The sequence below is a fragment of the Citrobacter sp. Cf132 genome (assembly GCF_030333885.1).
Taxonomy (GTDB): domain Bacteria; phylum Pseudomonadota; class Gammaproteobacteria; order Enterobacterales; family Enterobacteriaceae; genus Citrobacter; species Citrobacter freundii.
The window spans coordinates 1-13,590 of the sequence record NZ_JAOWFA010000035.1 but is presented as its reverse complement, the minus strand read 5'-3'; the positions used below and the strand labels follow the sequence as shown (position 1 = coordinate 13,590).

The window sequence follows — 13,590 nt, the reverse complement described above, 5'->3', positions numbered from 1 at the left end:
GATGGCTTCGTAGCCTCATAGACCAGATAAGCGCCATCAGAAATAAACCTGGACATAAAAAAACCCGCCGAAGCGGGTTTTTTATTATGGTCGGCAACGATTAATCGTTGTCAGAACCGCCCAGGCCTGCGTTCAGCAGTTCTGCCAGGCTGGCAGACGCATCTTCAGCAGTCACCTGCGGTGCAGCTGGCAGTTCGCCCGCTGCGCGACGGCGCATACGATCCTGGTGGTACGCGTAACCGGTACCTGCCGGGATCAGACGACCCACGATTACGTTCTCTTTCAGACCGCGCAGTTCATCACGTTTACCTGCAACAGCGGCTTCGGTCAGGACACGCGTGGTTTCCTGGAACGATGCTGCAGAGATGAAGGACTCGGTTGCCAGAGACGCTTTGGTGATACCCAGCAGATCGCGGGAGAACGTTGCACCCACTTTGCCGTTCGCTTCCAGCTCGCGGTTAGCGATCTTGACGCGGGAGTATTCAACCTGCTCGCCTTCCAGGAAGTCGGAGCTACCAGCGCTTTCGATGGTGGCTTTACGCAGCATCTGACGAACGATAACTTCGATGTGTTTATCGTTAATCTTAACACCCTGCAGACGGTATACGTCCTGAACTTCGTTAACGATGTAACGAGTTACAGCATGCACACCACGCAGACGCAGGATGTCGTGCGGCGCTTCCGGACCGTCGGAAACCACGTCACCACGTTCTACACGTTCACCTTCGAACACGTTGAGCTGACGCCATTTCGGAATCATCTCTTCGTACGGTTCGCTACCATCTACCGGGGTGATAACCAGACGACGTTTACCTTTGGTTTCTTTACCGAAGGAAATGATACCGCTGATTTCAGCCAGGATTGCCGGCTCTTTCGGACGACGTGCTTCGAACAGGTCAGCAACGCGCGGCAGACCACCGGTGATATCCTTGGTACCGCCGGATTCCTGCGGAACACGCGCCAGGGTGTCACCAGAACTGATCTGTACGCCATCTTCCAGCTGAACAATCGCTTTACCCGGCAGGAAGTACTGAGCAGGCATATCGGTGCCTGGGATCAGAACGTCGTTGCCCTGAGCATCAACAATTTTCAGTGCCGGACGCAGGTCTTTACCACCCGCAGTACGCTCTGCAGAATCCAGAACCACCAGAGAAGACAGACCGGTCAGCTCGTCGGTCTGACGAGTAATGGTCTGGCCGTCGATCATGTCAGTGAAGCGGACAAAACCACTCACTTCGGTGATAACCGGCATGGTGTGCGGATCCCAGTTTGCTACGGTTTCGCCGCCAGCAACCTGTTCGCCATCACCTTTCGCCATAACGGAGCCGTAAGGCACTTTATAGCTTTCTTTGGTACGGCCGAATTCGTCGATCAGTTTCAGTTCGGTGTTACGTGAGGTGATAACCAGCTTGCCGCTGGAGTTCACAACCGACTTCGCGTTGCTCAGACGGATGCTACCTTTGTTTTTCACCTGGATGCTGGATTCAGCAGCCGCACGAGATGCCGCACCACCGATGTGGAACGTACGCATCGTCAGCTGTGTACCCGGTTCACCGATGGACTGTGCCGCGATAACGCCGATTGCTTCACCTTTGTTGATGATGTGGCCACGCGCCAGGTCACGACCGTAGCAGTGCGCACATACACCAAAGTCGGTGTCACAAGATACAACAGAACGGACTTTGACGGAGTCAACGGAGTTCTCTTCCAGCAGGTCACACCACTGTTCGTGCAGCAGCGTGTTGCGTGGAACCAGAATATCCGCCGTACCCGGCTTCAGAACGTCTTCAGCAGTTACACGACCCAGAACGCGATCGCGCAGCGGCTCTTTAACATCACCACCCTCGATAACCGGGGTCATGGTGATGCCTTCCAGAGTGCCGCAATCGTCTTCAGTAACAACCAGGTCCTGCGCAACGTCGACCAGACGACGAGTCAGATAACCGGAGTTCGCTGTTTTCAGTGCGGTATCCGCCAGACCTTTACGCGCACCGTGAGTAGAGATGAAGTACTGGAGTACGTTCAGACCTTCACGGAAGTTCGCGGTGATTGGCGTTTCGATGATGGAGCCATCTGGCTTCGCCATCAGACCACGCATACCGGCCAGCTGACGAATCTGTGCTGCAGAACCACGCGCACCGGAGTCGGCCATCATGTAGATGCTGTTGAAGGAAACCTGCTGCTCTTCTACGCCGTCACGGTTAATAACGGTTTCGGTTTGCAGGTTATCCATCATCGCTTTGGATACACGATCGTTCGCCGCAGCCCAGATATCGATAACTTTGTTATAGCGTTCGCCCGCGGTTACCAGACCGGACTGGAACTGCTCCTGGATCTCAGCAACTTCAGCTTCCGCTTCAGAGATGATCTCGTGTTTCTTCTCTGGGATGACCATGTCATCAATACCAACAGATGCACCTGAACGCGCTGCATAAGCAAAGCCGGTGTACATTGTCTGGTCAGCGAAGATAACGGTCGGCTTCAGGCCCAGAATGCGGTAACAGGTGTTCAGCATTTTGGAGATAGCTTTCTTGCCCAGCGCCTGGTTGACGATGGAGAAAGGCAGACCTTTCGGTACGATCATCCACAGAATGGCGCGACCAACGGTCGTGTCTTTCAGACTGGTGTGCGCAACGAATTCGCCGTTTTCATCTTTTTCGTATTCAGTGATACGCACTTTAACGCGCGCATGCAGAGAGGCCAGACCTGCGCGATAGATACGCTCAGCTTCTTTCGGGCCAGTCAGCACCATGCCTTCGCCTTTGGCGTTAACACAGTCACGGGTCATGTAGTACAGACCCAATACAACGTCCTGAGACGGAACGATGATAGGTTCGCCGTTCGCCGGAGACAGGATGTTGTTGGTAGACATCATCAGCGCACGCGCTTCGAGCTGGGCTTCCAGCGTCAGCGGTACGTGAACAGCCATCTGGTCACCATCGAAGTCGGCGTTATATGCCGCACAAACCAGCGGGTGAAGCTGGATAGCTTTACCTTCGATCAGTACCGGTTCAAATGCCTGGATACCCAGACGGTGCAGTGTTGGTGCACGGTTCAGCAGTACCGGGTGTTCGCGGATAACTTCGTCCAGGATATCCCAAACGACAGCTTCTTCACGCTCAACCATTTTCTTAGCGGCTTTGATGGTGGTGGCCAGGCCACGCAGTTCCAGCTTGCCGTAGATGAACGGTTTGAACAGTTCCAGTGCCATTTTCTTCGGCAGGCCGCACTGATGCAGACGCAGGTATGGACCTACGGTGATAACAGAACGACCGGAGTAGTCAACACGCTTACCGAGCAAGTTCTGACGGAAACGACCCTGCTTACCTTTGATCATGTCGGCCAAAGATTTCAGAGGACGTTTGTTAGAACCGGTGATAGCACGACCGCGACGACCGTTATCCAGCAGGGCGTCAACCGCTTCCTGCAGCATACGTTTTTCGTTGCGTACGATGATGTCCGGCGCAGCCAGATCCAGCAGACGCTTCAGACGGTTGTTACGGTTGATAACGCGACGATACAGATCGTTCAGATCCGACGTTGCGAAACGACCACCATCCAGCGGAACCAGCGGACGCAGATCTGGCGGCAGAACCGGCAGAACGGTCAGGATCATCCACTCTGGCTTGTTGCCAGACTGTACGAAGGCTTCCAGCAGTTTGATACGCTTGGTCAGCTTCTTACGCTTGGTTTCGGAGTTGGTTTCGTTCAGCTCTTCGCGCAGAGTTTCACACTCTTGCTCCAGATCCATGCTCTTCAGCAGGGCCTGGATTGCTTCCGCACCCATCTTCGCGTCAAATTCGTCACCGAACTCTTCCAGCGCGTCCAGATACTGCTCTTCAGTCAGGATCTGTTGACGTTCCAGGTTAGTCATACCGCCTTCGATAACCACATAAGATTCGAAGTACAGTACGCGTTCGATATCACGCAGCGGCATATCAAGCAGCAAACCGATACGGGACGGCAGAGATTTCAGGAACCAGATGTGAGCAGTCGGAGACGCCAGCTCGATGTGGCCCATACGCTCACGGCGTACTTTAGTCTGGGTCACTTCAACGCCGCACTTCTCACAGATCACACCACGGTGTTTCAGGCGCTTGTACTTACCGCACAGGCACTCGTAGTCTTTTACCGGCCCAAAGATACGGGCGCAGAAAAGGCCGTCACGTTCAGGTTTGAACGTACGGTAGTTGATGGTTTCCGGCTTCTTAACTTCACCGAAAGACCATGAACGGATCATGTCTGGCGAGGCCAGAGCAATTTTGATCGCATCAAACTCTTCGGTTTTAGTCTGCGCTTTCAGAAACTTTAATAAATCTTTCACGGATTTGCTCCCGTCGGAGTTAGCACAATCTGGCGCTGGCTGTTACGCCAGCACCAGTGACCTGTTTGATCGAGAGTTACTCGTCTTCCAGCTCGATGTTGATACCCAGCGAACGAATCTCTTTCAACAATACGTTGAAGGATTCCGGCATGCCTGGTTCCATCTGATGGTTGCCGTCCACGATGTTTTTATACATCTTAGTACGACCGTTCACGTCATCAGACTTAACGGTGAGCATTTCCTGCAGGGTGTATGCTGCGCCATATGCTTCCAGCGCCCACACTTCCATCTCCCCGAAGCGCTGACCACCGAACTGCGCCTTACCACCCAGCGGCTGCTGAGTAACCAGGCTGTAAGAACCGGTAGAACGCGCATGCATCTTGTCATCAACCAGGTGGTTCAGTTTCAGCATGTACATGTAGCCAACGGTAACCTGGCGCTCGAACTGCTCACCGGTACGACCGTCGAACAGTGTGATCTGACCGGAAGTCGGCAGGCCACCCAGCTGTAACAGTTCCTTGATTTCAGACTCTTTCGCACCGTCGAATACCGGCGTTGCGATCGGCATACCTTTTTTCAGGTTTTCAGCCAGACGCAGAACTTCTTCATCACTGAAGGTATTCAGGTCAACTTTCTGACGAACATCTGAACCCAGATCGTAAGCACGCTGGATGAATTCGCGCAGTTTCGCGACTTCCTGTTGCTGTTTCAGCATGGCGTTGATCTTATCGCCGATACCTTTTGCAGCCATACCCAGGTGGGTTTCAAGGATCTGACCGATGTTCATACGCGATGGTACGCCCAGCGGGTTCAGTACGATATCTACCGGCGTACCGTTAGCATCGTGTGGCATATCTTCGATCGGGTTGATCTTAGAGATTACACCCTTGTTACCGTGACGACCTGCCATCTTATCACCAGGCTGGATCCGACGTTTAACCGCCAGATAAACCTTAACAATCTTCAGCACGCCCGGTGCCAGATCATCGCCCTGAGTGATTTTACGGCGCTTCGCTTCGAGTTTTTTCTCGAATTCGTGTTTCAGTTCGTCGTACTGCTCAGCCAGTTGTTCCAGCTGATTCTGTTTTTCTTCGTCGGTCAGGCCGAGTTCTAACCAGCGGTCACGCGGCAGTTTGTCGAGCTTCTCAGCTTCAACACCACCAGAAACCAGCACAGCGTAGATACGGCTGAACAGGCCAGCTTCGAGGATCTGCAGTTCTTCAGACAGGTCTTTTTTCGCCTGCTTCAGCTGCATCTCTTCGATTTCCAGCGCACGTTTGTCTTTTTCTACGCCATCGCGAGTAAAGACCTGAACGTCGATAATCGTACCGGAAACACCGTTTGGCACGCGCAGAGAAGAGTCTTTAACGTCAGACGCTTTCTCACCGAAGATCGCACGCAGCAGCTTCTCTTCTGGCGTCAGTTGGGTTTCACCTTTCGGCGTTACCTTACCAACCAGAATGTCGCCACCGGTCACTTCCGCACCGATATAAACGATACCGGATTCATCCAGTTTGGAGAGCGCAGCTTCACCCACGTTCGGGATGTCAGCGGTGATCTCTTCTGGCCCCAGCTTGGTGTCACGGGACACACATGCCAGTTCCTGAATATGGATGGTGGTGAAACGGTCTTCCTGGACAACACGCTCGGATACGAGAATGGAGTCTTCGAAGTTGTAACCATTCCATGGCATGAATGCCACACGCATGTTCTGGCCCAGCGCCAGTTCACCGAGGTCGGTGGACGGACCGTCTGCCAGCACATCACCACGTTCAACCGGCTCGCCCAGAGATACGCAAGGCATCTGGTTGATACAGGTGTTCTGGTTAGAACGGGTGTATTTGGTCAGGTTATAAATGTCGATACCTGCTTCGCCCGGGTACATCTCGTCTTCGTTAACTTTGATAACGATACGGGAAGCATCCACGTACTGAACAGTACCGCCACGTTTAGCAACTGCAGTAACACCGGAGTCAACGGCAACAGCACGTTCCATACCGGTACCAACCAGCGGCTTATCAGCGCGCAGAGTCGGAACCGCCTGACGTTGCATGTTCGCACCCATCAATGCACGGTTGGCGTCATCGTGTTCCAGGAACGGGATCAGGGACGCACCGACGGATACCACCTGCTGGGTGGATACGTCCATGTAGTCAACCTGATCACGGCTGAACAAGCTGGATTCGCCTTTGCTACGGCAGGTAACCAGATCTTCTACAAAGTGGCCTTCGTCATCCAGGTTGGAGTTCGCCTGAGCGATAACGTAGTTGCCTTCTTCGATAGCAGACAGGTAATGAATTTCGTCAGTTACAACACCGTCGGTCACTTTACGGTACGGAGTCTCGAGGAAGCCGTATTCGTTAGTCTGTGCATACACGGACAGGGAGTTGATCAGACCGATGTTCGGACCTTCAGGCGTTTCGATTGGACATACGCGACCGTAGTGAGTCGGGTGTACGTCTCGAACTTCGAAGCCTGCGCGTTCACGGGTCAGACCGCCTGGGCCGAGTGCAGAGATACGACGTTTGTGCGTAATCTCAGACAGCGGGTTGTTCTGGTCCATAAACTGAGACAGCTGGCTGGAACCAAAGAACTCTTTCACTGCTGCAGAAATCGGCTTGGCGTTGATCATATCCTGAGGCATCAGGGTATCCAGATCGCCCAGAGACAGACGCTCTTTCACCGCACGCTCAACACGTACCAGACCAACGCGGAACTGGTTTTCCGCCATTTCGCCTACGGAACGGATACGACGGTTGCCGAGGTGGTCGATATCATCGACTTCGCCTTTACCGTTACGGATATCGATGAGCTTCTTCATCACTTCGATGATGTCGTCTTTGCTCAGGATACCGGAACCTTCGATTTCGTCGCGCAGCAGAGAACGGTTGAACTTCATACGACCGACCGCAGACAGGTCATAGCGGTCTTCGGAGAAGAACAGGTTCTCGAACAGGCTTTCAGCAGCTTCACGAGTCGGCGGCTCACCAGGACGCATCATGCGGTAGATTTCTACCAGCGCGCTCAGACGATCGTTGGTTGGGTCGACGCGTACAGTTTCAGAAATGTACGGACCGTGGTCCAGATCGTTAGTGAACAGCGTTTCGATACGCTTGTGACCAGACTGGCTCAGCTTAGCCAGCAGATCCAGGCTCAGCTCCATGTTAGCTGCGCAGATCAGCTCGCCAGTAGATTCGTCAACGTAGTCTTTAGCCGCAACTTTACCAGCAATGTATTCAACCGGAACTTCGATATGTTTGATATCGTCTTTTTCCAGTTGGCGAATGTGGCGCGCAGTGATGCGACGGCCTTTTTCGACGTAGACTTTACCGTTAGCTTCAATGTCAAAGGAGGCGGTTTCACCACGCAGGCGTTCCGGCACCAGTTCCATCTGCAGCTTGTTGTCACGAATTTCGAAAACAACTTTTTCAAAGAACAGGTCAAGGATCTGCTCAGTGGTGTAGTTCAGTGCACGCAGAATAATGGTCGCAGGCAGTTTACGGCGACGGTCAATACGTACGAACAGGTTGTCCTTCGGATCGAATTCGAAGTCCAGCCAGGAACCACGGTAAGGGATGATGCGCGCGTTATACAGCACTTTACCCGAAGAGTGGGTTTTACCTTTGTCGGAGTCAAAGAAGACGCCAGGACTACGGTGCAGCTGAGAAACGATAACACGCTCAGTACCATTGATTACAAAGGTACCGTTGTCAGTCATGAGCGGAATTTCGCCCATGTAGACTTCTTGTTCTTTAATGTCTTTTACGGTGCCTTCCGGCGCTTCGCGCTCGTAGATCACCAGACGCAGTTTTACGCGCAGCGGTGCGGAATAGGTCACGCCACGGATCTGACATTCCTGAACGTCAAACACCGGTTCGCCAAGGCGGTAGCTGACGTATTGCAGCTCGGAATTACCGCTGTAGCTCTGAATCGGGAAAACGGAACGGAAAGCTGCTTCCAGACCATACTGCCCTTCAGGATCTTGCTCGATGAACTTCTGAAACGAGTCAAGCTGGATAGAAAGGAGATAAGGTATGTCCAACACTTGTGGACGTTTACCAAAATCCTTACGAATACGTTTTTTCTCGGTATAGGAGTAAACCATTAGGGTTCCTCAGCTCGCTGACAAGTCGACCCATCTGTCCGACGAAGGGACAGTTTGTGCAACACTATTTTGTTGACCGGAAAATCGAATACTTTCCGCAATGCCTGTTGCTATCACGCTTAAACCATTTCATTGCGATTTACACAGAACTGATGCTCTGTCGCAGTATATTAAGACGTCGATAGAAACAAGCATTGAAAGGCACAGCAGTAGTCAAACAGTGTGAAATGCTACTGGCGCCTTACAGCGCAAAAAGGCTGGTGACTAAAAAGTCACCAGCCATCAGCCTAATTTCTTAGGCTGCAACCAGAAAAGTTGGCTTATTTAACTTCAACTTCAGCGCCAGCTTCTTCCAGAGATTTTTTCAGTGCTTCTGCGTCGTCTTTGCTGATGCCTTCTTTCAGGGCAGCCGGAGCAGATTCTACCAGGTCTTTAGCTTCTTTCAGACCCAGGCCAGTTGCGCCACGTACTGCTTTGATAACAGCAACTTTGTTAGCGCCAGCAGCTTTCAGAATTACGTCGAATTCAGTTTTTTCTTCAGCAGCTTCAGCCGGGCCAGCAGCTACAGCTACAGCAGCAGCAGCGGAAACACCGAATTTTTCTTCCATTGCAGAGATCAGTTCTACAACGTCCATTACGGACATAGCGGATACTGCTTCAATGATTTGATCTTTAGTGATAGACATTTAAATTGTTCCTGAAAATCAGAATAAGTTTATACGTAAGCAGATGCTTGAGAAAGATAACTGCGATTAAGCAGCTTCTTTCGCATCGCGTACAGCAGCCAGAGTACGAACCAGTTTGCCAGCCGAAGCTTCTTTCATGGTTGCCATCAGGCGTGCAATTGCTTCTTCGTAGGTCGGCAGAGTTGCCAGGCGATCGATTTGCGATGCCGGGATCAATTCACCTTCAAAGGCTGCGGCTTTGACCTCAAATTTTGCATTCGCTTTCGCGAACTCTTTGAACAGACGAGCAGCAGCGCCCGGGTGTTCCATAGAGTATGCAATCAGGGTCGGACCAACAAACGTGTCTTTCAGGCACTCGAACTGAGTACCTTCAACGACGCGGCGCAGCAGGGTGTTACGAACAACACGCATGTATACGCCAGCTTCACGACCTGCTTTACGCAGTTCAGTCATTTTATCTACAGTTACGCCACGGGAATCCGCAACTACTGCAGACAGCGCGCCTTTGGCTACTTCGCTGACTTCAGCAACAATCGCTTGTTTGTCTTGAAGATTTAAAGCCATTAGCTTTGCTCCTGGATGTTTGCCAGAGCTCATGCTCTGGAACTCACTTCACTCAACTCAAAGAGAAGAGCGTCTAAATACGGTGAGCAGAAACAAGCCAGAGTATCCAAAAATAATCTTAGCGTTCTGTCACCGTCTACGCAGGGGATTAAGTTTCTGACGAAACACCTGCGGTCTTCGACGGAGGCCTGGATAGGCCAGGCTCCAACGAACAAATCTTGTCTATCTGTCGCTATTCAATCTGTGCCGGCGTTGACTGCCTTCGTTCACACCAGTCACATAGTTAACTATGCTCCTGGCGATTCACTCAGTTGTCGCCTTGCCACAGCCTGAATATCTCGGATATACGTCTGCAATTAGCAGAAACGTGGGGGTAAGATTGTAGACAAAATCACCGCCCACGTAAAGGCGAATATTAGTTCGCCACAGTCGCAGTCAGACCGGACTGATCAACGGCAACACCAGCACCCATGGTGGTGGAGATGCTAACTTTCTTGATGTACACGCCTTTAGCCTGAGTCGGTTTCGCTTTTTTCAGCGCAACCAGCAGAGATTCCAGGTTTTCTTTCAGTTTGTCAGCGTCAAAATCCACTTTACCGATGGTAGTGTGAATGATGCCGTTTTTGTCGTTACGGTAACGAACCTGACCTGCTTTAGCGTTCTTAACCGCTTCAGCAACGTTAGGGGTTACAGTACCAACTTTCGGGTTTGGCATCAGGCCGCGCGGGCCCAGAACCTGGCCCAGCTGGCCAACAACGCGCATTGCATCCGGGGAAGCAATAACAACGTCAAAGTTCATTTCGCCTTTCTTGATCTGGTCAGCCAGATCTTCCATACCTACCAGCTCAGCGCCTGCAGCTTTAGCAGCTTCAGCGTTTGCGCCCTGGGCAAATACGGCTACGCGAACGGAACGGCCAGTACCGTGCGGCAGTACAGTTGCACCACGTACGTTCTGGTCAGATTTACGAGCATCGATACCGAGGTTAACGGCAACATCTACGCTTTCTACGAATTTAGCAGTGGCCAGCTCTTTCAGCAGAGCAATAGCTTCGTTGATGTCGTACTGTTTAGTTGCATCAACTTTGTCACGGATCACGCGCATACGCTTGGTCAGTTTAGCCATTTCTTAGTCCTCCACTACCAGGCCCATGGAACGTGCAGTACCTTCAATGGAGCGAGTCATCGCTTCAATGTCGGAACCAGTCATGTCGGCAGCTTTGGTCTGCGCGATTTCCTGCAGCTGAGCGCGGGAAATTTTACCCACTTTGTCTTTGTTCGGCTTACCGGAACCAGACTTGATACCAGCCGCTTTCTTCAGCAGAACTGCTGCCGGAGGCGTTTTGGTAACGAAAGTGAAAGAACGGTCAGCGTAAACGGTGATAACAACCGGGATCGGCAGACCTTTTTCCATGGAATCAGTTTTTGCGTTGAACGCTTTGCAGAATTCCATGATGTTCACGCCTTGTTGACCCAGTGCTGGACCTACCGGCGGACTCGGGTTAGCCATACCAGCTGCAACTTGCAGCTTGACGTAGGCCTGGACTTTCTTAGCCATTCTAAATTCCTCTAGTTGGGTTATAGCGCCTCAAGGAGGCTCCCCGTGATTAAATTCGTTTTACGGACAGGGTCCATAAAAACAAAAGGCGCGAAATTGTATTCCAATCTCGCGCCTTGTGCAACGATTAAATCGCCGCTTTTTTGATCGCTGTTTAGGCTTTTTCTACCTGGGCAAAGTCCAGTTCTACCGGGGTCGCACGACCAAAGATAGAAACAGAGACTTTCAGGCGGGACTTCTCGTAGTCCACTTCTTCAACCACGCCGTTAAAGTCAGCAAACGGACCGTCACTAACGCGAACCATTTCACCTGGCTCAAACATCGTTTTCGGACGCGGTTTATCACCAACCTGCTGCAGACGGTTCATGATCGCATCAACTTCTTTGTCGCTGATCGGCGCCGGACGGTCAGATGTACCACCGATAAAGCCCATCACACGCGGCACGCTACGCACCAAGTGCCAGCTTGCGTCATTCATCACCATCTGGACCAGTACATAGCCCGGGAAGAATTTACGTTCGCTCTTGCGACGCTGGCCACCACGGATTTCGACCACTTCTTCGGTCGGCACCATGACTTCGCCAAACAGCTCTTCCATATTTTGTAACTTGATATATTCGCGCAGCGACGTGGCTACGCGGCCTTCAAAACCGGAAAACGCCTGAACGACGTACCAGCGCTTTTTAGGGGCTTCAGACATCTTAGAACCTCAGGCCAGTGATAAAGGATACCAGGCGAACCAGAATACCATCCAGTCCCCACAGGATCAGTGACATTACTGCGGTAACCGCAGCCACAATTAATGTGGTGTGCAATGTTTCCTGGCGAGTTGGCCAAATGACCTTACGGACTTCGGTTCTCGCTTCACGGGCAAAAGCAACGGTCGCTTTACCTTTTGTTGTCAACAGCGCGACACCACCCGCTGCGGCAATCAGAATCACTACGGCCAGCGCACGCAGCGGCAGCATCATGTCACGATAGAGGTAGTTGCCAACGATAGCTACAAGCAGCAATACAGCGACAACAACCCACTTCATCGCTTCCAGGCCGCGCCCGCTTCCTTGAGCTTCGGTATTCGCACTCATAAACCAACCTGTCAGAAGTATTCTACAAACATTTTCACCCCGCGTAAGCGAGGCGATCCAAACCGAAATGCTCTGGTGCGTTTCGGACTAAACGCCCTCTTCAGAGCCTGTCTCAGCAATGATTATGACAAAAAAAATCACTGATGAGCCAGGTTCTGGTGTGAAAGCGTGCAAAAAGGGCATCAAATGATGCCCTTTTATTGCGCATTGCGTCAAATGTTATTCGGCAATTAGCTCATTACTTTGGCAACAACGCCCGCACCAACAGTACGGCCGCCTTCACGGATTGCGAAACGCAGACCGTCGTCCATCGCGATTGGGTGGATCAGGGTAACAACCATTTTGATGTTGTCGCCCGGCATTACCATCTCTACGCCTTCCGGCAGTTCGATGGTACCAGTCACGTCAGTAGTACGGAAGTAGAACTGCGGACGGTAGCCTTTGAAGAACGGAGTATGACGGCCGCCTTCGTCTTTGGACAGAATGTACACTTCAGATTCGAACTTGGTGTGCGGCTTGATAGAGCCCGGCTTAGCCAGTACCTGACCACGTTCGATTTCTTCACGTTTGATACCACGCAGCAGAACACCAACGTTCTCACCAGCACGGCCTTCGTCCAGCAGTTTGCGGAACATTTCAACGCCAGTACAGGTAGACTTAGCAGTCTCTTTGATACCAACGATTTCAACTTCTTCACCAACTTTGATGATACCGCGCTCTACACGACCGGTAACAACGGTACCACGACCGGAGATGGAGAATACGTCTTCGATAGGCAGCAGGAACGGCTTGTCAATCGCACGCTCTGGTTCTGGGATGTAAGAATCCAGGAAGCCAGCCAGTTCGATGATTTTCGCTTCCCACTCTGCTTCGCCTTCCAGCGCTTTCAGAGCAGAACCACGAACGATCGGAGTGTCGTCGCCCGGGAAATCGTACTGAGACAGAAGTTCACGAACTTCCATTTCTACCAGTTCCAGCAGCTCTTCGTCATCAACCATGTCGCATTTGTTCAGGAACACGATGATGTACGGAACGCCTACCTGACGACCCAGCAGGATGTGCTCACGAGTCTGCGGCATCGGGCCGTCAGTCGCAGCAACAACCAGGATCGCGCCATCCATCTGCGCAGCACCGGTGATCATGTTTTTAACATAGTCGGCGTGGCCCGGGCAGTCTACGTGTGCGTAGTGGCGAGTCGGGGTGTCATATTCAACGTGAGAAGTGTTGATGGTGATACCACGAGCTTTTTCTTCCGGCGCGTTATCGATCTG

At 52.0% G+C, this 13,590-nt stretch carries 9 protein-coding genes; all 9 read right to left on the bottom strand.

All coding sequences use genetic code 11. The features are described 5' to 3' along the window. Positions 1-100 precede the first annotated feature (100 nt). Positions 101-4,324 (bottom strand): DNA-directed RNA polymerase subunit beta', encoded by a 4,224-nt coding sequence (gene rpoC / locus OGV85_RS03130; RefSeq protein ID WP_003033107.1) that lies wholly within the window; start codon positions 4,322-4,324, stop codon positions 101-103. Between the two features lie 76 nt (positions 4,325-4,400). Then, positions 4,401-8,429: a DNA-directed RNA polymerase subunit beta gene (gene rpoB, locus OGV85_RS03125; RefSeq protein WP_003033111.1), complete on the bottom strand. Its 4,029-nt coding sequence runs from the start codon at positions 8,427-8,429 to the stop codon at positions 4,401-4,403. 320 nt (positions 8,430-8,749) lie between these two features. Then, positions 8,750-9,115, bottom strand: coding sequence for a 50S ribosomal protein L7/L12 (gene rplL / locus OGV85_RS03120; protein ID WP_003033114.1), 366 nt, complete (start codon positions 9,113-9,115; stop codon positions 8,750-8,752). Positions 9,116-9,181: 66 nt separating this feature from the next. After that, a complete protein-coding gene (rplJ, locus tag OGV85_RS03115) occupies positions 9,182-9,679 on the bottom strand; it encodes a 50S ribosomal protein L10 (RefSeq protein ID WP_001207203.1) in 498 nt (165 codons plus the stop codon). A gap of 415 nt (positions 9,680-10,094) precedes the next feature. Continuing rightward, the gene (gene rplA / locus OGV85_RS03110) at positions 10,095-10,802 is read right to left on the bottom strand and encodes a 50S ribosomal protein L1 (protein ID WP_003033119.1); all 708 of its coding nucleotides are present in this window, start codon (positions 10,800-10,802) and stop codon (positions 10,095-10,097) included. 3 nt (positions 10,803-10,805) lie between these two features. Next, positions 10,806-11,234, bottom strand: coding sequence for a 50S ribosomal protein L11 (gene rplK / locus OGV85_RS03105; protein ID WP_003033122.1), 429 nt, complete (start codon positions 11,232-11,234; stop codon positions 10,806-10,808). Between the two features lie 154 nt (positions 11,235-11,388). Continuing rightward, on the bottom strand, positions 11,389-11,934 hold the full coding sequence (gene nusG, locus OGV85_RS03100; protein ID WP_003033125.1) for a transcription termination/antitermination protein NusG: 546 nt from the start codon (positions 11,932-11,934) through the stop codon (positions 11,389-11,391). A 1-nt stretch (position 11,935) separates the two neighbouring features. Then, on the bottom strand, positions 11,936-12,319 hold the full coding sequence (gene secE / locus OGV85_RS03095) for a preprotein translocase subunit SecE (RefSeq protein WP_003033128.1): 384 nt from the start codon (positions 12,317-12,319) through the stop codon (positions 11,936-11,938). 230 nt (positions 12,320-12,549) lie between these two features. Continuing rightward, a partial coding sequence (gene tuf, locus OGV85_RS03090; RefSeq protein ID WP_058842576.1) for an elongation factor Tu occupies positions 12,550-13,590 on the bottom strand: 1,041 nt, incomplete at its 5' end.